This is a genomic window from Marinobacter maritimus (assembly GCF_007671675.1).
Taxonomy (GTDB): domain Bacteria; phylum Pseudomonadota; class Gammaproteobacteria; order Pseudomonadales; family Oleiphilaceae; genus Marinobacter; species Marinobacter maritimus.
Map to the genome: position 1 here is coordinate 1,201,157 of NZ_VCGW01000001.1, position 23,665 is coordinate 1,224,821.

18 protein-coding genes are annotated in these 23,665 nt (G+C 52.4%); 9 read left to right on the top strand and 9 right to left on the bottom strand.

What is annotated here, in order from left to right; all coding sequences use genetic code 11:
• Positions 1 to 8: 8 nt before the first annotated feature.
• From FFI90_RS05500 to FFI90_RS05510, 3 genes are all read right to left on the bottom strand, one after another.
• Positions 9 to 956, bottom strand: a complete 948-nt coding sequence (locus tag FFI90_RS05500) for a vWA domain-containing protein (protein WP_144776878.1) — start codon at positions 954 to 956, stop codon at positions 9 to 11.
• Positions 946 to 1,746 (bottom strand): MotA/TolQ/ExbB proton channel family protein, encoded by an 801-nt coding sequence (locus FFI90_RS05505; protein WP_144776879.1) that lies wholly within the window; start codon positions 1,744 to 1,746, stop codon positions 946 to 948. The genes FFI90_RS05500 and FFI90_RS05505 overlap by 11 nt, the downstream gene beginning before the upstream one ends.
• Positions 1,747 to 2,790: 1,044 nt before the next feature.
• Positions 2,791 to 3,675 (bottom strand): LysR family transcriptional regulator, encoded by an 885-nt coding sequence (locus tag FFI90_RS05510; RefSeq protein WP_144776880.1) that lies wholly within the window; start codon positions 3,673 to 3,675, stop codon positions 2,791 to 2,793.
• Between the two features lie 100 nt (positions 3,676 to 3,775).
• Between FFI90_RS05510 and FFI90_RS05515 the strand changes: the two genes are divergently transcribed.
• The 3 genes from FFI90_RS05515 (at position 3,776) to egtD (ending at position 7,841) form a co-directional block, all read left to right on the top strand.
• Complete coding sequence (locus FFI90_RS05515) at positions 3,776 to 4,948, top strand: MFS transporter (protein WP_144776881.1); 1,173 nt, start codon at positions 3,776 to 3,778, stop codon at positions 4,946 to 4,948.
• A gap of 516 nt (positions 4,949 to 5,464) precedes the next feature.
• Complete coding sequence (gene egtB, locus FFI90_RS05525) at positions 5,465 to 6,772, top strand: ergothioneine biosynthesis protein EgtB (protein WP_144776882.1); 1,308 nt, start codon at positions 5,465 to 5,467, stop codon at positions 6,770 to 6,772.
• Positions 6,773 to 6,842: 70 nt separating this feature from the next.
• Positions 6,843 to 7,841: an L-histidine N(alpha)-methyltransferase gene (gene egtD, locus FFI90_RS05530; RefSeq protein WP_144776883.1), complete on the top strand. Its 999-nt coding sequence runs from the start codon at positions 6,843 to 6,845 to the stop codon at positions 7,839 to 7,841.
• Between the two features lie 47 nt (positions 7,842 to 7,888).
• On the opposite strand, the gene FFI90_RS05535 is transcribed toward egtD, so the two are convergent.
• Positions 7,889 to 8,140: a hypothetical protein gene (locus tag FFI90_RS05535; RefSeq protein WP_186317913.1), complete on the bottom strand. Its 252-nt coding sequence runs from the start codon at positions 8,138 to 8,140 to the stop codon at positions 7,889 to 7,891.
• A 174-nt stretch (positions 8,141 to 8,314) separates the two neighbouring features.
• Here FFI90_RS05535 and FFI90_RS05540 point away from each other — a divergent pair, with 174 nt between their 5' ends.
• From FFI90_RS05540 to FFI90_RS05550, 3 genes are all read left to right on the top strand, one after another.
• Positions 8,315 to 9,229 (top strand): pirin family protein, encoded by a 915-nt coding sequence (locus FFI90_RS05540; RefSeq protein ID WP_144777236.1) that lies wholly within the window; start codon positions 8,315 to 8,317, stop codon positions 9,227 to 9,229.
• Between the two features lie 211 nt (positions 9,230 to 9,440).
• Positions 9,441 to 10,691, top strand: coding sequence for an ABC transporter substrate-binding protein (locus FFI90_RS05545; RefSeq protein ID WP_144776884.1), 1,251 nt, complete (start codon positions 9,441 to 9,443; stop codon positions 10,689 to 10,691).
• A gap of 222 nt (positions 10,692 to 10,913) precedes the next feature.
• Positions 10,914 to 13,334 carry a bifunctional diguanylate cyclase/phosphodiesterase gene (locus tag FFI90_RS05550; protein WP_144776885.1) on the top strand — a complete coding sequence of 807 codons (2,421 nt, stop codon included), beginning with the start codon at positions 10,914 to 10,916 and terminating at the stop codon, positions 13,332 to 13,334.
• A 2-nt stretch (positions 13,335 to 13,336) separates the two neighbouring features.
• Here FFI90_RS05550 and FFI90_RS05555 read toward each other — a convergent pair whose 3' ends face one another.
• Complete coding sequence (locus FFI90_RS05555; protein WP_144776886.1) at positions 13,337 to 14,257, bottom strand: LysR substrate-binding domain-containing protein; 921 nt, start codon at positions 14,255 to 14,257, stop codon at positions 13,337 to 13,339.
• A gap of 166 nt (positions 14,258 to 14,423) precedes the next feature.
• Here FFI90_RS05555 and ycaC point away from each other — a divergent pair, with 166 nt between their 5' ends.
• The 3 genes from ycaC (at position 14,424) to FFI90_RS05570 (ending at position 18,439) form a co-directional block, all read left to right on the top strand.
• Complete coding sequence (gene ycaC / locus FFI90_RS05560) at positions 14,424 to 15,050, top strand: isochorismate family cysteine hydrolase YcaC (protein WP_144776887.1); 627 nt, start codon at positions 14,424 to 14,426, stop codon at positions 15,048 to 15,050.
• A 233-nt stretch (positions 15,051 to 15,283) separates the two neighbouring features.
• Positions 15,284 to 16,147 carry a pirin family protein gene (locus FFI90_RS05565; protein ID WP_144776888.1) on the top strand — a complete coding sequence of 288 codons (864 nt, stop codon included), beginning with the start codon at positions 15,284 to 15,286 and terminating at the stop codon, positions 16,145 to 16,147.
• 159 nt (positions 16,148 to 16,306) lie between these two features.
• Positions 16,307 to 18,439: a TonB-dependent receptor plug domain-containing protein gene (locus FFI90_RS05570; RefSeq protein ID WP_144776889.1), complete on the top strand. Its 2,133-nt coding sequence runs from the start codon at positions 16,307 to 16,309 to the stop codon at positions 18,437 to 18,439.
• 27 nt (positions 18,440 to 18,466) lie between these two features.
• Here FFI90_RS05570 and FFI90_RS05575 read toward each other — a convergent pair whose 3' ends face one another.
• From FFI90_RS05575 to FFI90_RS05590, 4 genes are all read right to left on the bottom strand, one after another.
• The gene (locus tag FFI90_RS05575) at positions 18,467 to 19,270 is read right to left on the bottom strand and encodes a hypothetical protein (RefSeq protein ID WP_144776890.1); all 804 of its coding nucleotides are present in this window, start codon (positions 19,268 to 19,270) and stop codon (positions 18,467 to 18,469) included.
• Positions 19,267 to 20,100, bottom strand: coding sequence for a citryl-CoA lyase (locus FFI90_RS05580; protein WP_144776891.1), 834 nt, complete (start codon positions 20,098 to 20,100; stop codon positions 19,267 to 19,269). Before FFI90_RS05580 ends, FFI90_RS05575 begins: the two co-directional genes overlap by 4 nt.
• A 63-nt stretch (positions 20,101 to 20,163) precedes the next feature.
• Entirely contained in the window at positions 20,164 to 21,894 is a 1,731-nt protein-coding gene (locus FFI90_RS05585) for a thiamine pyrophosphate-binding protein (protein ID WP_144776892.1), read from the bottom strand.
• 66 nt (positions 21,895 to 21,960) lie between these two features.
• Positions 21,961 to 23,652 (bottom strand): two-component system response regulator, encoded by a 1,692-nt coding sequence (locus FFI90_RS05590; RefSeq protein ID WP_186317914.1) that lies wholly within the window; start codon positions 23,650 to 23,652, stop codon positions 21,961 to 21,963.
• Positions 23,653 to 23,665 lie beyond the last annotated feature (13 nt).

The following is a 23,665-nucleotide window of genomic DNA, read 5'->3' on the forward strand; positions in this document are numbered from 1 at the left end:
CTGATGCGTTAGTCTTCTTTTACTATAGCGGTTAGCAGGTAGGCCAGCATTTTACCGGGGTTCTGGGTAAAGTTTTGAGGCTGATCTGCAGCCACGGCTACCTGCCTAAAAAAGTTGTAACTGGCCTGATCTTTTCCACTGGAACGGTTATTCACGGGCTCGCCGGAATACAGGCTGATAATGCTGCGCTTGTCGCGGTCGCCGACCCAGCGGCTGATTTGCTGCAGTAACTGGCGTTCTGCCTGACGCTCGTAATGTTCTACCCGGGTCCAGTCGCCATTGGGGGATTCATAGGGGCCTACATCCCCCAGCAGCATAATCGTTTGCGAGCCTTTGAACTGGCTTGCGGATTGTTCTGACATATCCAGCGCGGTAAGGAAGGCACGATCCACCGGTGCCAGGCCGCCGCGCACCAGTTTGTCGATAAAGCTATTGATCATGGCCAGTGAGCGGCCACCGTCTTTGTGTTCGGGGAATATCTGCTGGGCGGGGAACACCTGCAGGCCGTTGGGTACTTTATCGGATATAGCATAGGCCACCACGCCAATACGGAATTCCGGTGCCACTTTGGGAAGCACTTTGGATATGGTGCGGATGGTTTCTTCCAGGTGGCCCAGAGCATCGCTCATGCTGCCGGATACATCCACCACCACGATCAGCTCCAATCCCTGGGACTGGATAGCGGATTCAATATCGGCGAGTGCTTTGGTAACTTCTTCCAGTTGTTCGCGGGCTTTTTCCTTTTCGAATTCGGATTCCTGCATGGCTTGCTGAGCTTCGGCCATTTCGGCTTTGGCCTGTTCCAGCTCCTGCTTGATGGCGTCTACGTTTTCAGTGGGTTTAATCAAAGACAGGAAAATAATCATCAGCAGCACAAAGATCGCCATGGTGGCAAAGATCAGGTCACTGAATGATTCATAAAAACTGGTAAAGCGGGAGGGCGAATCAAGCTTCATGGGAGCGCTCCCGCTCCAGCAGTCGTTGATGTTCGCGATCCTTGGCCAGCTGGCGCATATAGGGCAGTACGTGCACTTCGGTCAGCTCCGCCAGGTGGGCGGTATAACGCATGATGGAGGCATCAATCACGCTGGTGAGTACTCTCAGTATCACACCACCAAAGATGGCACCTGCTAAGGTGGTGTAAAATGCCGTACCCAGGCCCGCCAGAGGGCCGGAGTCGGGATCGGCAATTTTATCCAGCAGGCCATCACCACCAGGCTGAGTAGCAAGGGCGGCAGACAGGCCGTCCATCATCATGATTAAACCCAATATGGTACCGATCAAACCCAGGGTTATCAGGATGCTGGCAAAGAGTTCCACTACGCGGTTTTTGGCCATCAGGCGGGAGTGCAGCACTTCGATCAGATTGTCCTGATACACATCAGGTTGTGACAGGGAGATGGTGTACAGGTTGTCGATATGAGAGCGGAATACGCTGACGGGGGCGCGCTCCAGAAAGGTGTCAAAATCGTCCACTTCTTCCAAAATGGCCACTTGTTGGGACGCCAGCTTGGTTTCTTTATCCAGAAAGCGGGCGTCGAAAAACCCCTTGATGATCAAACCAATACCCAACCCGCCAATGGCAATGTACATGCCCCATTCGATGGCGGCCTTGCTGTTGGCAATCATGGCTATGCTGAGCACACCGAATACGAGCACCATGACAATGGCCCAGGCGATCCATTCTGTCAGGCCTGAGAGTTTTTCGAACTGAGAAGCAAAGCTTTCCGGATGATGGGCGGACATAGGAGCACGATTCCCTGCGCAAACCAACGAAAGTATACATCTGAGGCAGATCAGTGATGGTACCGCCGGCCTATTGCTGATTTCTTAAGCAATAATCTAAAGCGATTTATAGAATAGGGAGCTGGCGCTTCTGCAAAGACCTCAGGGGATCAACGCGATCACGCAGGCCCCTCCGTTCAGCGCAATCAGCACGACAACAATGACGCTCTTCACGTTCTGTATATCCTGCCATAACAATGACCTCCTGTGATTTTTAATTGAGGCTGGCGACAGCCACGATAGCGAAAACTTCGGCTGCATATTCTGAGCCACACCCGAAAGAGTGCCGCGAAATCAAAAAGGAAATGATCTATTGGCAACGCAGATGTAAAGTATCTCGACACGAGGAGGGGGTCCAATCGCCCGAACGAGCCTGGCAAGTAGCGCCCAGGTAGCGCATGCACGGTGACACAGTGAGCCTCGGCGAGTTAGCGCCAGCGCCCCCAGCCCCTTGCATGCGGGTCCGCAAAGGCCATTTCCCCCAAACGCTAAAAAAAGTCGGCCGATTAGCTCCGCCTGCCCCAATGATGGTTTTTGTTCCTGCGCCAGCAGTCCGCAATCCGTGCGGATACGGAGTCTCTGAACTGCACCGCTCCTCATTGATTTTCGGGTTCAAGCCTGTACCCTATTTCTCCCATTACGATGGACATCTTGGCTAATATACCGCCTACTGACTTCTGCTCAATCATCGACAGGGTTACCCCTGTCGGCGCTATCGGTGCCCATCTCGTTCGCTCGCAACCGACCGATGGAGCCAATCTCGGCACGGCAAAAAGGTCTGCTTTCCAATGGAAGCATGCATCTTTAAAGCGGACTTACCAATGTTCGCTTTTGTTTAATGGCGTCCCCTACTAACAAGGCCTGTTGCTCGACTCCACTCTTTCGGTTCCAGCGAGACTATTTCGAACTCCGAGTTGGACGACGAATTTAGCACTTTGTGTGGTCGTCTACTGTTTGGTGGACGACCATACGAAGTACAAAAAGAGACCGACACCATCTATACATTTACATGTTTTTCCAGCGCTGACTGAAAAAATCCAGAAACACCTGAATACGAGCCGACAACGTCGTGTTCCGGTAATAGACAGCATTAACCAACTCCCGGTGATTCGGGCGGACTAGGTAGTCATCCAGAAGCTCCACAAGGTCGCCTTTTTCGAGATCATTGGCAATCATGAAGCGGGACAGGTAGGCAATTCCATTGCCCTGCAGGCAAAGCTGGCGCACGGCTTCACCACTGCTGGCTCGAATTGCCGGTCTCACCTTCATTCCTTCTCCCAGATGCCAGATGTTCAGCGATTCAGGGGCGGTAAAACCAATGATGTCGTGTTCCTGGAGATCGGCAGGCGTATCACAACCACCTTTACGCTCCAGATAATCCGGTGATGCCACCACTGACAGCGGAGAACGACCGACTGCCCGCGCGTGGAGGGTCGAGTCATCCAGAGCGCCGATCCGTATGGCGATGTCGATTCGACGTTCCAGGAGGTCAACGATCGCGTCACTGGCCGTCAGTTCGAGCTCAATGTCCGGATAGGCAGCCCTGAATTCCCGAACGTGTGGAACGATCTGATGTAACAGGAACGGATTTGCAGCATCCACCCTTAAGCGCCCGGCTGGCCGTTGCTTGCGAATGGCTAGCTGCTCCTCAGCATCGTCCAGCGCAGCCAAACCACCTCGCACCTTCTCTACAAACAAGCGCCCTTCCTCTGTCAGCCCCACTTTACGGGTGGTCCGATTCAAAAGCGTGGTGTTCAGGGATTGTTCTAACCGGGTAACCGCACGGGAGACCCGGGTGACAGATACCTCCAGTTGCTCCGCCGCACCACTGAAGCTGCCACTGTCCACCACAGAGAGCAGAAAAAAGAGATCGTCCGACCGACTTTTCATTTTCATTATCCGCAAAAGTATTTTTCAAAAAGCACTGTTTATCGCAAAAGTATGAAAGACCACACTAGGCAACGTCAATCAACTCCAATGGAGAACCGTTATGCCTATTGCACTATTCGCGCTGACATTAAGCGCCTTTGCAATCGGGACCACCGAATTCGTGATTGTTGGTCTGGTCCCAACCATCGCCCAGGATCTGGGCGTTACCCTACCTTCGGCTGGCCTCCTCGTCAGCTTGTATGCTCTGGGTGTCGCCGTTGGCGCCCCTGTACTTACCGCATTAACGGGTCGCTGGAATCGCAAATGGGTTCTGCTGTCGCTGATGAGTCTGTTCATCATTGGCAATGTGCTTGCCTGGATGGCCCCGAATTACGCTTCGCTGATGACTGCTCGAATCCTCACCGGGCTCGCTCACGGTGTGTTCTTCTCGATCGGTTCAACGATTGCCACCAGCCTGGTTTCGAAAGACAAAGAGGCCAGCGCCATAGCCATCATGTTTACCGGCCTCACGGTTGCACTGGTGACGGGCGTTCCACTGGGCACGTTTATCGGACAAACCTTCGGCTGGCGCGCTACGTTCCTGACGGTCGCTGCCCTGGGTACCATTGCACTCATTGGCAGCGCGCTACTGGTGCCAAAAAACCTGAAGAAATCAGCGCCAGCTACGCTTCGCCAACAGCTTGAAGTTATCACCCATCCGCGACTGCTACTGGTGTACGCCATGACCGCGGTCGGCTATGGCGGTACCTTCACGGCCTTCACCTATCTGACACCCATTTTGGAGGATGTCAGCGGATTTGCGCCTGGCATGGTCAGTCTGCTGCTTCTGGTTTATGGCATCTCTGTAGCCACTGGCAACATCTGGGGCGGCAAGCTGGCTGATCGCCTCGGGCCGACCTCGGCGTTGTACATCATTTTCGCTGGCCTGGCCGCCATCCTCTTTGTGCTCACCTTCACGGCCTACAATCCAATTGCAGCAGTCATCACCTTGCTTGTTTGGGGCGCCTTTGCCTTCGGAAACGTGCCTGGCTTGCAGGTCTACGTGGTGCAACTCGCCGAGCGGTATACGCCACATTCTGTTGACGTTGCATCCGGATTAAACATCGCTGCATTCAACATCGGTATTGCCGGCGGCGCCTGGCTCGGTGGGCACGTGGTCGAGGATATGGGGCTGATGAACACCCCCTGGATTGGTGGAGTAATTGTACTGAGCGCCCTACTCCTGACCCGGATTTCTTCAACACTGGATAACCGCAAACCGGCTATGGCCTGATCCATCAGAGGCCTCCCGAATGGGAGGCCCAGTGAGATTCGTGATGTTCCTCTATATGACCCGTCGTTCGGCGACGCCGCCCAGGTGTTCGATCCACTGGTGTATCTGGGTTTCCTATCCGGAGTAACCCGAAACATTCTGCTTGGCACGGCGGCTGTTGTTCTCCCGCTGCGCAGCCCTTGGATCGTGCGCAAATCCGCGGCCTAGGTTCAGGCACTGAGCCAGGACCGCTTGATGCTCGGTGTGGCGAGCTCCGAAAGGATGCCCTCCACTACTCACCAAAGGAATTATGGCAAGTCTCAAGTCGAACATGCCTCATTCCGTTCGGCGTGCAGCCCTTTTACCTCAGAAACTATCGGTCAGGCAACCGCTCAGAAACCCCTATCGCCGCGCTCTAACGAGTGAAAGACTTAACTAACCTGTAATGGAAAATAGTCCCGTAACGCGTATTGTTTGTGTTTCAGGTGATTGAACCGCTAGTCGCGCGCGCCGCCCCCTACAAGGAGCTTAACGGCCATGCTAGAAGAAGCGCCTCTTGATAATAGTTTCAGATTTCGTCAGGTTAGAAACCAATCCGAGTTGTTGTGCGAGTCCCTCAGCCCGGAGGATTGCAATCTTCAAGCAATCCCTGATACCAGCCCATTGAAATGGCATGTGGCCCATACCACGTGGTTTTTCGAAACGTTTATTCTGGTTCCATTTCTAAGTCACTACCGGCTTTTTGATGAGCAATTCCAGGTTCTCTTCAATTCGTATTACAACGGTATTGGCAAGCAGCATCCCCGACCGAAGCGTCACTTATTATCTCGCCCCAGCCTTGATGAAGTTATGTCTTATCGGCGTCATGTTGATCAGGCCATGGTTAATCTGCTTGACCGCCCACCTGAAGCCGATCAAAAAGAGATCAACGCGCGTCTGGTACTGGGGCTGAACCACGAGCAGCAGCATCAGGAACTCATGCTGACCGATCTCAAATATAATTTCGCTTGCAACCCTCTCCTACCGGCTTATGTCGACGGTGGCGTAGCTGTGAATCAGAACTCATTCAGGCGCGATAGCGGCTTTGAATTTTATAAAGGTGGGCTGATTGAAGTCGGACAAGAGGATGACGATCCATTTGGTTTTGATAACGAGCAGCCGCGCCATAAGGTTTGGCTTGAACCCTTTGCCATAGGCCGGAACTTGGTGACCAATGGCGAATTTCGCCAGTTCATGGAAGATGGCGGCTACGAGCGCCCCGAACTCTGGCTATCCGACGGTTGGAGCACTGTCCAGCAGGAAGGATGGAGACACCCTTTGTATTGGGATCTCTCATCCGACGAAGGGCGCATATTTACGTTGCACGGTGCAAAGCCGATAGAAGACGATGTTCCTGTATGTCATCTGAGCTACTTTGAGGCTGATGCCTTCGCGCGTTGGACAGGAGCCCGTTTACCTACTGAGGAGGAGTGGGAGCATGCCTGCATGCAGGCGAATACCGAAATCGCGGATGGTAGGGGCAGATTACACGGCCAGATCGACCGAACGCGTCTTCATCCAGATAATCTCCCCCCACGTCAAAAAGGACTGAGCGATATGTTTGGTCAGGTATGGCAATGGACGTCCTCGCCGTATCGCGCTTACCCAGGTTACCGCACTGCGCCGGGGGCGCTCGGTGAGTACAATGGCAAGTTCATGTGCAGCCAATTTGTCCTTCGGGGCAGCTCCTGCGCCACACCCAAGGGTCACAGCCGTTCAAGTTACCGCAATTTTTTCTATCCGCCGGATCGTTGGCAGTTCACCGGATTGCGCCTCGCCAGAGATGCCATGCCGGGGACAGAGTAACCTTTGTTCGTATACCCATTGGCAGAAACACCAGTGAACATCATTGCATTGCCCTACGCAGGAGCAAACCATGGATTCTCTAGTCAAGCCTGTCTCGAATAGCGACCTTCAACCTCGACTTACGAACCTCCGGGTCCATCATTTGGACGATGCTCTGGATGATGACCTCGCATTGATTCGAAAAGGCTTGTCTGATGCAAAGCCTTGGCTGCACCCCAAGTTTTTTTATGATTCTCGGGGCTCCAGGCTCTTCGATGCGATAACCGAAACGCCCGAGTATTATCCTACTCGTACCGAAGCATCGATATTTTCACGCTATACCCGTGAAATGATGGATCAGATGAGTGACAGAGCGGTGCTGGTAGAGCCGGGTAGTGGTAATTGTGTTAAAGCCTTAAAGCTCCTCAATGATGAGCGACTCAATCATTACGCTCCTATCGAGATTTCGAGGTCGTTTCTGGTGGATTGTTGTACACGCCTGGCGGCTAACAATCCGGCGTTGCTAGTGGATGCTGTGTGTGGCGATTTTACCCGTTGTCAGTCGTTACCAGGATCAGTGCCGGCTGATGGCCGTGTGGTCTTTTTCCCAGGTTCCACCATCGGTAACTTTGATCCCGATCATGCGCAAACCTTACTTGAAAACTTCCACGAGCTGGCCGACGGTGGCTATCTGCTGATCGGGGCCGATCTCCCGAAAGATCGCGCCACCTTGGAGCGTGCCTATAACGATAGTCAGGGCATTACGGCTCAGTTCAATCTCAATATGCTGTCGCACCTCAGTAGCTGTCATGAATGTAAGTTCACGCCGGAACATTTCGAGCATCTTGCGTTTTATAACGCCGAACTCAAGCGTATTGAAATGCATCTCGTCTGCAAAACAGGCACCGCCATTCAGGTTCAAAATGACATTTTTACGTTAACGCCCGGCCAGAGCATCCATACTGAAAGCTCTTATAAGTACGACTCGGCTGATTTACTTAGAATGGCTCGCTCTGCGGGATTTGAGCCGGTTGGACAGTGGACCGATTCACGCGACTGGTTTGCAGTTTATCTGTTGCGTGCTGTCTGAGAATATTGGCAATCGGCAATCCATTTAAGTGCCAGATGCCTAAAGGATTATCGGGAGTGAATCACCCGTCCTGTCTGATCCAGGGCTTTGAGGGTATTTGGTACACCAAGCCAGCCGGTATCGGCGTATATATCATCCTCGATAATGGCAAGGTCGTGCTCCTCGGCCAGCTCAAGTAACCGCCTGCGGGCCTCTGGTGGCATGGTTGCACCACTTGGCGTTGCGAACGCTGGTGATACCACGCAGGCACGTACGTCCCAACACTTGAGAACGTCTGCAAGCGCAGTACTTCTCGTCATGATGTCCCGAGGAAACCAGCCCGCTCACTGCTCACGATCAGTAGGTCGTTCCACCGTTAGAACACTCCGTTGCAAACCTTCAACTACCTATCCCTGAATACTTCAGCTAGGTTTATACAAGTTCCTGCATACGTCGCAGTTTCCCGACCTGGGCCTAATTAACGGAGAGTGATGATGAGTAATCCAAGCAAGTCCATGGCATTCGATTGCGATATTGCGCAACACTGTGGTGCGATCGAATTAATCATTCAGCCCATAGAGAAGAATCTCGGAGGGTTTTCTGTAAGGCGTGCGCTTCCCAATAAGGAACGACAAATGGTCGGCCCCTGGATCTTTTTTGATCACATGGGGCCCGCTCATTTTTCTCCTGGAGATGGCATCAATGTCCGCCCTCATCCCCACATCAACCTTGCCACGGTAACCTATCTTTTTGAGGGTGAGATTCTCCATCGCGATTCACTCGGTAGCGTTCAACCTATTCGTCCGGGTGACATTAATCTCATGGTGGCGGGGAGTGGCATCGTTCATTCGGAGCGAGAGCGCCCTGAGGCTACGGGCAAAGATAGAACACTGCATGGTTTGCAGTTGTGGTTAGCGCTCCCCGAATCTGTAGAAGAGAGTGCCCCGGCGTTTTTTCATTACCCCAGCGAAACGATACCTGCGACGGACATTGAGGGCGTACCCATAAGGGTCATTATGGGCAGTGCCTTTGGACTGACTTCGCCAGTCAAGCTTTCTTCTGAAACCTTATACGTTGAAGCGCACCTGCAACCGGGCCAATCACTTACGCTTCCCTACGCTGAAGAGCGTGCAATTTATGTTGCACAGGGCTCGTTAAAGGCACGGGATACCTTTATCCCGGAATTCTCCATGGCGGTGTTGGCACCGGAGCAAGGCGTTGAAGTTGTCGCTCAGGAGGAATCCCGGATTGCGCTGATTGGCGGCGAGCCCTTGGGCCCCCGGCATATGGTTTGGAACTTCGTGTCCAGCCGAGCCGAACGAATTGAAGAAGCCAAAAAGGATTGGAAGGCCGGCAGGTTTCCAGTCGTACCTGGCGATGAAGAGGAATTCATTCCGTTTCCAGGTTAACCATCCACCCTGAATCAGTGACAGCTCCACCAAACTGGCGGTGGTTACACCATCACTAACTGCATAGTTGCAGCTGAGTTCCGAGCCAAAAGCTACATTTGGTTACGATAATCGCGCTTTTCTTAACCCGTGAATCCTGATTTTTGTCATGAAATAAATATATAGTCTTTGCTTAAAAAATATAGGCATAAAGGGATGAGGGCCGTAATAAATGAATAAGAAAGCAACTGTGTTTGCAGGATTTCTGATTTTTCTTTGCAGTTTTCCGGTACTGGCAGACGCCATCAAGCTTGGGTTTAACTACCCGGAATCCGGGCGCTACAAAGACCTGGGCCTGCAACAAAGACTGGCAGCGTATCTCGCCGTTGAAGAAATAAACGAGGCCGGCGGAATTCTCGGGAAGCAAGTGGAACTGGTTATTCGCAACACAAGTGGATCACCGGAACGTGGCGCCGCTAACACTGAGGAACTCATCAAGCAGGAAAAGGTAGATATGGTTTTTGGTGGTGCATCCAGTGCAGTGACGATTGCCTCAGGCAAGGTCGCAAAAAATCTGGGCCGCCTCTATTTTGGTACGACAACTTCCGCGAACGCAACTACAGGTAGCGAGGGCCACGATCACATGTTTCGTGAATACCCGAATGCCTGGATGACTGCGAATGCGCTTGGCAGTTATCTGACCGAGGCCTTCGGTGACGCCAAATATTTTTACGTTACGGCGGACTACACATGGGGTTGGTCCTCTGAAGAGTCCATCCGCGAATTTACTAAGACAACAGATAAAAAAGCCCACCCCAATGCGCTGACCCCTTTTCCAAGAGCGTTCATCAAGGATTTCAAAAAAGCACTCGGCGAAGCAGAAGCCAGCGGAGCTGAGGTACTCATTCTGGTTTTATACGGTGACGACCTGGTGAGAGCGCTAAAGGTTGCCTATGAAATGGGCTTGAAAGACAAGATGAAGATCGTGTTGCCCAATATTACGCTTGGAATCGCCCAGAACGTTGGCGCGACCATTATGGAAGATGTGATATCCACGACGCCCTGGGAGTGGATGATTCCCTATCAGTTGGGTTTTGTACGAGGCCAGGAGTTCGCTGAGGCATTTACTGAAAAGTATGGTGTAAGGCCTACCTCCACTGCCGCGACGGCATATGGCATTGTCTATCAGTACAAGGATGCGGTGGAACGCGCCGGCACGACCCGCACCCCGGATCTTATAAAAGCACTCGAAGGCCATGAGTTCACCCTACTGAAAGATGTTCAGCAGTGGAGAGCTTTTGACCACCAGAACCTGCAGACAGTGTACGTGGTGCGCAGTAAAAAAAGAGAGGATGTCGTCAGCGACCCGCTGCGCAGTGATTTTTTCGAGGTGGTAGGGTCTCTTGAAGGGGAAAAGGCGGCACAAACCCTGGCGCAATGGCGCGCTGAGCGAGCTGCAGCCAATAAGCCGCCGCACCTGTAAGAGCGATCCGGCCCTCGCCGGGGTGAGTAGGTAGATTGCCGCTCTCCACCGGCGGTCCGCGCTCGCGGAATTCCTTTCTCCGCCAGCGCCTTCGATTACAGATTTGGCTCGGTTCGAGCCTATGAAATTGAGCGGCCGTTAACGACCATTGCCCCTATTTATACGAATAAGAAACAAAGGGTTACATATTTTTACGGTTCGATATTGGACGTATTCCAAGCTATGAACCAGAATTCCGTTTTTGGAATCTCAGGCGCTATGAAAAAGGGAATTGTTGTATCGCGATCACTTGGCTCTGCAAATCCAGAGGCAAGGATAGAGGGACAAACAGACTGTCTTGACCCGTTGTTGGAGTCTCAACTTACGGTGATCGCAACGCTTGCACAGCATTCTTTTGGCGTGGATACCGTCTTATTGTCAGTGCCAGGCACAGAAGGTCTGTGGATCAATTCAGAGTCAGAATCGGCGAGTGGACACTTCACTTACCGTGACGTTAACACGCACGGACAATCTAACTGTTCCGACCGAATTTGCGTTATAGAAGATACATTAAATGTTCCTGCATTTTCGGAAGTTTTTCTCATTTCTGACTATTCCGAGACTCGGTTTTACGCAGAGTTAGCGGTCAGCGCGCCGAATGGCGTTCAGATAGCATTAGTTCGCCTAATCCATTCCCAACCGAAACGCTTTGGCGAGCAGCCACGAAAAATGTTCCAGCTTTTAGGGAACATTATCAGCAATACACTTCAGAACCAGGTACCGCGCCAACAACCATCGATCGAAACGCCCAGCCTTGTTCAATCCATTTCACAAACTCAGGACCTGTTTTTAAACAGTACTGACTGTAAACCTGCCTACAACCATCTGCTCAAAAACATTCTGTCTTTGACCAACAGTCAGATGGGACTGATCGGCGAAGTGCGTCAGAACCAGCAGGGTGAATTCTCTCTAAAGATTCTGGCTTTGTCTGGAGAGCCTCAATGCCCGCACGGCATCGCCCTCCTCCAGGGAATCCAGAATGAGGGAATGGTTTTCAAGCAGCTGGACAATCTGCTAGGGGCGGCCGTTTCACGGGGAAAAGTGGTTATCTCGAAGAATGTCGCAGCTGACTCAAAACAAGTTGGGCTGCCCAAAGGTCATCCCGCTATGACGACCTACATGGGTATCCCCGTGTTTTCCGGTCAATCCGTGACTGGCCTAATTGGTCTCGCCAATCGTCCTGAAGGATACACCGAGAAACTCGCTGAGGAACTCCGGCCGCTCAGCCAAGCCGTCGGAATGCTCGTTGAGCGGCAAAAGTTGCACGTTGAAAAAGTACACAGCATTCGCAGGATGGAGCGAGCTCGCAATTATGATCACTTAACGTGCCTGCCGAGCGGCCCCATGCTGACAAAACTCTTCAGGAGAGAGGTTCGGGAAACGATTAAATGGGCGCGCAAGCTCTCTGTCTGCATGATTGATATCGACGACTTTAAACACATCAATGATCAATACGGCCATGCAATTGGCGATGAGATCCTCAAAACGATCGCCGGGCGATTAAAGCGCGCCGTTCGCTCAAAAGACTTGGTAGCTAAACTTCGTGGCGATGAGTTTCTCGTTACGCTTCGAGGTATGGATTCTCCCTCAGTTTATCGAAGGCTCCTGGATGTCATCTCCGAGCCTATTACCATCTCGAATCAGGCGTTCGTGCTTTCAGCAAGCATGGGTGTAACGGTTTATCCGCAGGATCAAAGTGAGCCCGACACCCTCCTTCGTCACAGCAGCCATGCGCTGTATGAGGCGAAGGATTCCGGCAAAGGTCGGTTCGTAACGTTTGATGTTAGCGTTCATCAGGCGCGTCAAGAGCGTATCCGCATTCTTGAAGACATCGAGTCCAGTCTTGAGCGCTCTCATTTCCAGCTATTCTATCAACCAAAAATCAATTTCCGCAGCGGGATTGTAGAAGGATTCGAAGCACTTATACGCTGGAACCATCCGAAGCATGGTCTACTGATGCCTAATGAGTTTTTGGGCGCAACAGAGTTAACGAAATATGAATCCCTCCTTGGGGACTTTGTCATCCGAACGGCCCTGTCAGCGCTTCAGCAATTCGAGGCAAATCACCAGAACTACACAATCAGTATCAACATTAGCCCTAACCATTTTCTGGACAGCAATTTTGTTTCTGCTCTGCAGGCCCATTTAAGAGGTTGTAGCACCCAATTACGACGGAGGCTCGTTCTTGAAGTACTGGAAAGCACCGCGATGGAGGACCTGGGTACGGCTAAAAACACAGTCAAAGCGTGTCACGCGCTGGGCGTTATGGTCTCACTAGATGACTTCGGAACAGGTTTTTCTTCGCTCACGTATTTCAGGGATCTGCCAGTCGATGAAATAAAAATTGATAAGTCGTTTGTGATCGGCATGCTGGACAACCCAAGCGACCGAGTGATAGTTGAATCCATTATAAGCCTATCAAAGCGCTTCAATCGTCGTGTTGTGGCCGAAGGGGTGGAAACCAAGGCGCTAGCCCAAGAACTGCGTGGTCTAAACTGCGATTTCGGCCAAGGGTATTATTTCAGCGTGCCCCGGCCGCTCGAACAAGCTATCGCGTGGGCTGACCCTTTTTCTGCCCCCTTGTTCAAAAATGAAATGCAATGACATCAGTTGTCGCCAGGCAATCTGAAATCGACATCGTCGAGAGAGTCTGCAAGGAAGTCCAGAAACGCTCTTACAGCCGGAAGCAGCCCGCGACGCGTCGGAAAAACAGCGTGGAAGATACCACCGCGAGGTCGCCAGTCCGGCAGAATACTGATGAGATTTCCTTCAATCAGGTCCTGCCCACCGACGATGAGCGGCATTTTTACCACCCCCAAACCACCCACAGCAGCCTTTAGCAGTGTAAAGACATCGTCGGTAACCAGGCGTGGCTGGTGATGGATTTTTACGGACGCGCCAGCTGGCCCATCCAGGCACCAAACGTGCTGTCCGTCCCATTGTTCAAAATCGATACTGGGAAGCTTCGATAAATCATCGGGTGACATGGGTTTCGGGTGCCGGGCAACAACCTCCGGCGATGCCATCAAACACTGGGGGCTTTTGGACAACACCTTCATCGTCAAGTCACTGTCCTCAAGTGGTGGATACCTCACTCGCAAGGCAACGTCGAACCCCTCCCTCACGAGGTCCACTCGCCGGCTCGTGGCCTCCATTTCGATTTTTACTTTCGGATATTGCTGCATAAACCGGACAATCAACGGGGCCACCAGAAAGTAGATAACTCCCGGCGCGCAGCTTACCCGTATTGAACCCACGGGTTCGGACCGGGAATGATCGATGACTTCCTGCGCGGCATCGGCCTCGACCAACATTGCCACGCAGTGGCGATAATAATCTTTGCCCAGCTCCGTGACGGTAAAGACTCGCGGTGACCGATTGATCAGCCGGGTATCAAGCCGCTGCTCCAGCTCAGCAACCCGCCGGCTCAGCTTTGATTTGGGAACACCAAGCGCCCTGCCCGCCGGCGCAAATCCGCCGTGCTCAACCACTTTCACGAAGTAAAAAAGATCGTTCAAATCCTGCATGCTTGATCGTCCTATATGTAGAACCCAGAGTATAGATTCTCGTACCTACCCAGGCCATCCCAGCTGAACTATCGTTAAATCTGCCCCTTAATCCCCGAAACCGAAGTGGAAGGGGCCAACGATCTGAGAGCTATGCACCGCTTCAATCAAGGAAAAGGAGAATGTTATGAGTAAGCCCTATGTTCGACTCGATAAAAACGACGCTGCGGTACTGATGGTAGATCATCAGACCGGTCTGCTTTCCCTGGTTCGCGACATCGACCCGGACAAATTCAAGAACAATGTGTTGGCCATGGGTGACCTGGCTCAATACTTTGGACTTCCAACGATTCTGACAACCAGTTTTGAGACCGGTCCTAACGGTCCTTTGGTTCCAGAACTCAAAGAACAGTTTCCCAACGCCCCTTACATTGCCCGCCCGGGGCAAATTAACGCCTGGGACAATGAGGACTTCGTAAAGGCCGTTAAGGAGACGGGCAAAAAACAACTGATCATCGCAGGTGTGGTGACCGAAGTGTGCGTTGCTTTTCCGGCACTGTCCGCACTGGCTGAAGGCTACGACGTATTCGTGGTGACTGACGCGTCTGGCACATTCAACGAATTGACGCGGCACTCTGCCTGGGATCGGATGTCGCAGGCCGGTGCTCAACTGATGACATGGTTTGGACTGGCCTGTGAGTTGCACCGAGACTGGCGCAACGATATTGAAGGGCTGGGTGCTTTGTTCTCAAACCACATTCCTGACTACCGCAACCTGATTACCAGTTACAACACATTGCCTGAGAAGCAGTGAGCTAATGGTGGGGGTATTCGGGTCGTCCAGCGAATACCCCGCCCCATCGCACTTTTAGGCGGCGTGTTTTCTCGCTTATCGTCTATATCGGCGAAGGTAGGCCTTAGCAGTCAGCGTTTCAAAAATAGGATGCTGAGTACAAAAATCTTCACCTATTCAGGACCTGCAAGCTGCTTTATTGTCACATTCACGCAGCAAAAACATTGGGCCGATGAACCCATCAGGAGGTCAAAGTGAAAAAGATTCTGACAACGTACGGCCCCCCTCGAGGTCATTGGGTGGGTGATGGTTTTCCGGTGCGCTCACTCTTCTCCTATGATCAGATGGGCGCATCAAATATCTCGCCGTTTCTGCTACTGGATTACGCCGGGCCTTCGGAATTTCCACCGGCTCAACGCCCCCGCGGTGTTGGCCAACATCCTCATCGAGGCTTCGAGACCGTTACAGTGGTTTACAGCGGTGAGCTTGAACACCGGGACACATCGGGTGCCGGCGGGCTCATCGCTGAAGGAGATGTCCAATGGATGACAGCTGGTGCAGGTATCGTGCATGAGGAGTTCCATTCCCGGCAATTCACCGAGCAAGGTGGTTTGCTGGAGATGGTGCAACTCTGGGTCAACCTGCCCGCATCAGCGAAGGACACGCCAGCGGCTTACCAGACATTGCTCAATGAGGATATTCCTCGTGTGCCGCTAGAAAATGGTGGTGGAATATTGCGTGTCATTGCCGGTGAGTACCTTGGGCACCAAGGGTCGGCCAGTACGTTTACGCCAATCAACGTGTGGGATCTCAGGCTTGAGCCCGGTTCACGCGTGAACTTACCGGTACCCAGTGGACACACCACCTTGGTGGCAGTGCTTAACGGCTCAGTTCTGATCAATGGCACTGATGTATTGCGTGGAGTCGAGCTCGCGAACCTTGATCGCGAAGGACAAGAAGTCGTACTCGAGTCCAATAATGACGCGCGATTGTTGGTGTTGAGTGGAGAACCCATTGATGAACCGGTTGTCGGTTACGGGCCTTTCGTGATGAACACACAGGAAGAAATTCAACAGGCCATGCTCGACTTTCAATCCGGCAAATTCGGCGCTCTCTAGAGCGGGAGCTGAGCCGAATTGGCCCCGTTCAGAAGGGAAAAGTCCGGCTCCTGAGCCGGGCTATTAATAATGTACTTTATGTGGACGTCGACTTAACTACAGAAAGGCTCTAGGATTATTATTGCACCATCCGAAGGACCAATTATAATCAGAGCGCTAATGCTACCCGGAGTACACTTTATCCACTTCCTTCCCCTTCCCCGTTCCCGTTTGTGGAGCTCCGGTCTGGCCTTCTTGCTGATACCAGGAGTTGCCATTGCTGCCGGGAGCGAAGATAGCCTTTGGGACACGCCGTTAGAGGAGCTAGGCCAAATCCGAGTGGTATCCATAGCTTCTGGTACTGAAACCCCGCTTGATAAGGCTGCAGCAATTACCTCCGTTATCAGTGCCAGCGACATATCAGCCATGGGCGCAACGGACCTTGATCAGGTACTGGAAACCGTGCCAGGGCTGCACGTTAACCATTCAGACCAGACCTTTTCATCCAAATATATTTTCAGGGGAATTACCTCCAGCTTTAATCCGCAGGCCTTGTTGCTGGTGAACGGGATCCCTGTAACCACCATGATGTATGGCAATCGAGGTAATGTCTGGGGCGGCATGCCGATCAAGGCAATCAAGCGTATAGAGGTTATCCGGGGCCCGGGTTCTGCTTTATATGGTGCCGATGCCTACGCGGGCGTTATCAACATTATCACCAAGACTGCGCAGGACGTGCACGACACCGTTGTTGGGGCCAGGACAGGGAGCTTTGACACCCGGGGTGGCTGGCTTGAAACTGGGAAGCAGCTGGACGGCGTAGGTATAAGTTTCGTGCTCGAGTATCAGGAAACTGACGGCTGGCGAGAAACTATCCATCATGACGATCAAACGAATTTTGATACAACATTCGGCACATCGGCATCGCTGGCTCCCGGTCCAGTCAATACCTCAGTAGACCAATTGGATGCGCGACTAGATGTTAGCGCCGACAACTGGCAACTTCGAGCTGGATTTCAGGATCGGAGTAATGTGGGCACCGGCCCCGGCATTGCTCAAGCGCTGGACCCTGAAGGCCGTTACGGTTCCCGACGATTCAATACAGACTACAGTTATCGCTGGCAGCAAGTCGCCGATGGGCTCGATGTTGAAGCCAGAATAAGCTACTTCAATATTACCCAAAAGCCGGAAAATAATATTGTTCTCTACCCAGCTGGCGCTTTTGGTGGCACCTTTCCCGATGGTTTCATTGGCAGTCCGGGGTATAAAGAGAATCAGGTTCGCTTTGACCTGAGCTCAATATACCGCAATTTGAATAATCACCGTGTTCTAACCGGAGCAGGTGTGTTTTGGGCTGACTTGTACGAAGTTACCGAGAGCAAAAATTTCAATCCGGATTTCAGTCCGAAAGGTAGTGTCGAAGATGTTTCCAATGATCCCAGCCAGGTCTGGATGCCCGAGGAAGCGCGGACTAATTACTATGCTTTTATACAGGATGAATGGCAGTTTGCTCAGAACTGGCAACTGGTTAGCGGCTTTCGCTACGATCACTACTCGGATTTTGGCAATACAATCAATCCGCGAGCCGCACTAATCTGGGCGACGACAGACACCGTTACTACAAAGTTTCTGTATGGGCGAGCATTCCGTGCGCCATCACTGAATGAGCTTTACGCTGCGAACAATCCGGTTGCCGGAGGTAACCCTGACCTTGATGCTGAAACGATCGATAGTTTTGAGATTGCCCTATCGCATCAGGTGACCTCGAAGTTCCTATATGGCGTCAACGCCTTCTACTACGAAATCGATGATCTGATTATTGCACAGCCCACTTCCGGCCCTGTCTCCACAGTGTACCGAAATAGTGGCCAACGCAACGGTCATGGCGCAGAACTGGAAGCCACCTACCAAGTATCAGACGATCTCAAAATTATTGCCAATTATGCCTATCAGGATGCGACTGATGATAAAACAAATGAGGCAGTCGGTGAGGCGCCCAATCATCAAGTGTATGGGCGTGCAGAATGGAGGGCTGTTTCAGGATGGTTTCTCAATACCCAGCTTAACTGGGTCGGCGAGCAAAAGCGGATTGCGGCCGATACCCGGGAACCCGTTTCTGATTACACCACTGTCGATTTGACACTACGTACCGATGGGCTTTGGCTGGGGCTGGACATGTCCTTGTCTGTGCGGAATCTATTTGATGATGATATTTGGGATCCGAGCCCCTACTCCGACCCCATGCCTCTGGTCCCAGGTGATTTCCCGATGGCTGGTCGTAATGTCGTCGCAGAGGTTCAGTACCGATTCTGACCGGATAAAGAGTTTCGTGTCGTGGCTTTATTCGGGGCCGTTCCAATCTCGTTTGGCCCTACCGCCATAAACAATACTCGTGCACCTGACAGGGAAAAAACTGCCCTCGGGCTGGTCTCTCGCGTCCTGGTAGCAAGGCACCATGCCGGCAATGAAGCAGGGCGTCATAAAGAGCTGGTATTCCTGGCAGTTCAGCCCGACATCGGCAGCCAAAGCCGCATCAATAGCGGCGACATTCATTGAGTAGCCATAGGTTGCTTCAAGATGCGCGTGAACGTTTAAAGCCATTTTAAGGTAGCGCCCCTCTCCCAGCCCGCATTCCTCGGCTTTTTTGATGGTGTAGGGTATCCGCTCATCTGATTTCGCCAATGGACGACCGTAACCGTAGAGTATTCTGCCCGCGGATTTCTCTCGTTCCACAAACTCTATCAGCTCACCTCCGTCATCACACCAGCGCCCTGCCCGGTAGAAAAAATCCAGCGCCCTGACTTCGGGCCGTCGACCGTACATTGAGGCCTCGGATACACTCATACCCGCCATCAATGCCAGAGAGGCAGTTGAACGAACGGTCCCCGCGAGGGCGGTAACATGGTTTGGCCAAATTGACGCATCCGGGTAGCTGGTGGCCACCCAGTAAAAGTTCAACAGCTTTGCCTCATTCTCTCCTATGTCCCGACCGAGAATGCTATACAGGTAGAGATGGAGCCATTCATAGTCGCCAAGCTCCTGGTGCAAGTCCTTGTTGTGCATTACCACACGGTCCGACAGATAGGCTTTTCCTTTTCGGGTCACCCAATGGCTTTCGGTATCAAGTAGATGCTTGTGGCTCATAGTGGGGCCTGCTCCGGTTTAGATGACTCAAACGGGCCAGGGTCATCGGCCAGCTCTATTGCGGGGCCATAATATGGAAATTTCTTCCACCCCATTTGCTTTTGCTCCAACGCGTGGACAGCCGCACCAGGCAGCCGGAGCATCAGATACAACATGCTGCCCTGGTCCTCGTTCAGCCCAAGATCAACCAACGCAGCAGCGGCAACACCACTAATTGCCAATGGATAGCCTACCGTGTCTTCCAGAGTTGCCCGGTTTTGATTCAGCCAGGTGAGTGAGCCATTTGAGGGCGCAAGGCCGGCAAGAAAGTCCAGTGATTGCAAAACCGGAGCAGGCGTGCGATCACCGTTGGGGTCGAAGCCTGGCGCATGCTCCATTGGGAGCCAGATATCGGCTCGTTCATCTTCTTCAGGGTTGAAAAGTTGGTTGCCCCAAAGTTCGAGGCATTGACCACATTCCTGCCAGAGTCGCATACAGATCGATACTTCCTGCGCTCCGCCATATTGCCCTGCCCCCACCGCCAATGCTGCCATAAGTGCTGAGCTGTGATTAGTGCCTGCCACACCGGCATTCATCGCTGCACGAACACTGGCCTCCCGAGGCCCCGGATTGGCCAACACCATGGCCAGCTTTTCAAGCAACCTCGATTCTGAAGCCTGCGGACGATCACCTTTGAACATAAGCAGCAAGTACTCAAACCAGCTGGCTTGGGGAATGATCTGCCCGGAAACATCGTAACCATGACAATAACTTGCCTTGGCTGCGAAAGGATTGGATTCTTCGGGCTCTTCCAGCCAGATATTGGAGTGATAGCGATAATCAGAAGCCATTTTTTGCCCTTGTGCGTATTCTCGATTCCGTAACCGGATATGTCACAGGCCTTGGTGCCGTGGCTAGACGGCACCCGTTAATACTTTCATTCTCGAGCCCATGGGCGGAACTTCGTCACCGTCAATAATAATATTGAGCAAACAAGGCCCTGGCCGAGCCAGGATCCTTTCAATATCAAGTGCCTGCAGCTCCTCCAGAGTTTCAATTGTATACGACTCGATGCCCATGGATTTAGCCAGCATTGCATAATTGATATTCGGGAGTTTGTTGGCAGTGGCCTCGCCGCCACTAAGGGCCTGCCCATGTCGAACCATTCCCAAGGCTGAATCGTTCAGTATCACCATCAGCAAGTTGAGGTTCTCTTGCAGAGCAGTGGTTATTTCCTGCCCCGCCATGAGGTAGCTTCCGTCTCCGGTAACGCAGATTACCGGGTCACCTTTCGTAGCCGCCGCCATGCCAACAGAGGCCCCAATTGCCCAGCCCATTGAGGCGAAACCAATACCGATGTGGAACAGCTTCCGGTGGGCACTGAGACCTTCAGGCCGGCGAATATTCCAGTAATGTATTCCCCAGAGAAAACTGTTGCCGCTGTCCATGAGGACCCGCGTGGTCGGCGGGCAGGTCTGGCTCAGATACGTCATGAGCGCTTGCGGTTTAATCCTGCCAGCCCGAGAGAAACACTTTGAGCGGTCACGGAGCGACGTATGTGCAGGCAGCGACAGGCCATCCAAAGCAGGCTCAGACCCGGAGCACCGCTCTCGGCGATCACTTATCAGACACTTTACGACAGACTCGAGCGCAAGCCTGGGTGAACCTAATACAACCAAACGAGCCATGGTCGAACGGCTAAGGTGTCCAGGGTTATTCGATAGATGAATCAGGCGCTCAGATAAAATGGCTGTCGGGTCCCAGCCGGAGGTTGATACTTCATCAAGGGCTGTTCCTACGACCACAACTCTTTCAGAATTTTCTGGTTTGAGAGCTTCGGCAGCGCTTTCATGACCGGCAAAGCCGAATACACCGCAGTAAAGGGGGTGACAACTATCTATCAGCCCCTTGCCACGAGGAGTGGTGACAAGTTGCCAGCCTTTCGATTCGGCCAGAGCAATCAGTATATCAACCGAGCCAGCTGCGCCCTCCCCCAGGACAATTGTGGCCCTGGAAATGCCGGACAGCTCCTGTGTGAGTCGCTGCTGGGCTACGGGGCTCGGAGCCACCTCATGATCGAGAAATGCGCTTAGACTGGAAGCACCAAGGGACTCTGAAACCCGGTGGCGCATGACATCCAAAGGGATACCCAAGTGCACCGGTCCGGGTTGGTTGCTCAGCGCATGGCTGATTGCCTGAAGCAGTTTGGGCTCCAGTTGGTCGGAGTGCGACACCAGCGTGTTAAAGCGTGTACAGCGTGAAAACATCTCTACGGTATTGATGCTGGTGCAGGAGGTTTCTTGCAGCGAACCTTGGCCAAACTTATTTAAAGAGGTTTGGGCGGAAATTACCAACATTGGAATATTGTCTGCATAGGCAGACGCAACACCCGTGATCAGATTTGTAGCGCCTGGCCCGGCCGTTGAACAACAGACTCCAAGTTTGCCTGTTTCGCGCGCATAACCCTCAGCCATAAATGCAGCTCCGGATTCATGTCTGGCCACTACCGCACGGATACCTCCCCTGCGCTCACTGCGGGCAAGGGCGTTGTAGAACGGCTCGATACTCCCCCCCGGCACTCCGAAGACGTACTCAACTCCCAGGCGTTCCAGATAACGCAAAATCAGGTCACCATTCTCAAACATGGAACATTCTTTTTTCGTCTTGAGATAATGACATGCAGGTAGGTACCTTGGTGCAGTCTGACAACTTCAATCGAGAGGCCTGGGTTTTGCTACGCCGAAACCCTGAGCGTAGTCGAGCCCCAATTCGGTAACGCGCGCTTTAACGGCATCATTTTCAACAAATTCAGCGATGGTTTTAAGTCCGGCTGCATGCCCTATGCGGTTACAGGCATCAACAATACTCAGATCAATAGGGTCATCCAACAGGTTACGAATGAACCCTCCGTCGACTTTAAGATAATCCACTGGCAGAGCTCTCAGGTAGGAAAACGAACTCATGCCCGAACCGAAGTCATCGAGTGCAAACTCAAAACCGTCTTTCCGCGACTGCTCGATAAAGCTTATGGTTTGATTCAGGTTGGCAATGGCCGATGTTTCGGTAATCTCGAAACAGACCCGCTCTGGCAGAATGGAGTATTTATCGACGAGTTTCCGGATATACGCATACAGCTCACCATCGCTCAGCGAGGAACCTGAAAGATTGATAAAGAAAGTGCCGGTGGGCTTTCGGCCCAAGGCAGTGCGGTCAAGATAGCGGAATGCCATATCAATAACCCGCCGATCAATGCGCGGCATCAGGCCAAAGCGTTCTGCGGCAGGAATGAAGGCGCCAGGTGGTATGAGACTTTTACCTTGTTGCAGACGTACCAGAAATTCGGTGCGGAAAACGTCCGTATTATGGGCCTGCAAAGGAACTATTTCCTGTTGATACAGTATAAAACTGTCGGTTTGCAGAGCATCCTGGAGACGACTCGTCCAGTCCATATCGGCTTGTCGCTGCTGCATTTCTGAATCGTCACTCTGATAGAGCTGTACGTTATTGCGGCCCCGGTCCTTTGCTGCATAGCAGGCAAGGTCCGCGTGACTGAGCAATTCGCTGGTGGAGTTATAAGCGTTACTGATAACCACCATGCCCACGCTCAGAGACACCGAAAATGGCTTGTTATGCCAGACGAATCGGTACTCCCGAACTTCTTCGCACAGGGTCTCTGCCACCCTTCTTGCATGGCTGGCTTCGCAACCACGAAGCAGAACGCCGAATTCGTCACCGCCCAATCGAGCCAGAGTGTCGTCAGACCGGATGTGACGATTGAGGATTTTGGCGATCTGTTTAAGCAGTTCGTCACCCGCGACGTGACCGGAGGTATCGTTGACAATTTTGAACTGATCAAGGTCCAGATAAAGCAGCACGTGGTGGCGCCCTGTTTCCTGGGCATCCTGGAGTGCATGGGACAATCGACGTTCAAATTCGCGCCGATTGGCAAGGTCCGTCAGGCTGTCATGGTAGGCCATATGCTGAAGGGTTGACTCTGCCAGCCGTTTGGCTTTGCGGACAGAACCTTCACGAATCTCACGCCGGATCGCAGGAATTAGCCGGGAGAGATTACTCTTCATGATGTAATCCTGGGCTCCGGCCTTCATGGCACTGACAGCCTCATCTTCGCCGATTAATCCTGAAACGATAAGGACCGGCAAATCTGCCCCGTATTGCCGCGTGAGTTCCAGCACCTGGAACGAGGTAAAACCCGGCATATTGTGATCAGTGACGACAATATCCCAGATTTCATCCTGAAGAGCTTTTGTCAGACCGTCTTCTGTGTCGACCACTTGATAAAACGGTTCAATGCCGCCTTTTTTTAACGCCCGCAGAAGAAGAATCGCATCATCCTCGGAATCTTCGACGATTAACACCCTGAGCTGGTTATCTGGGTTAATCATTGGCGTTACCTTA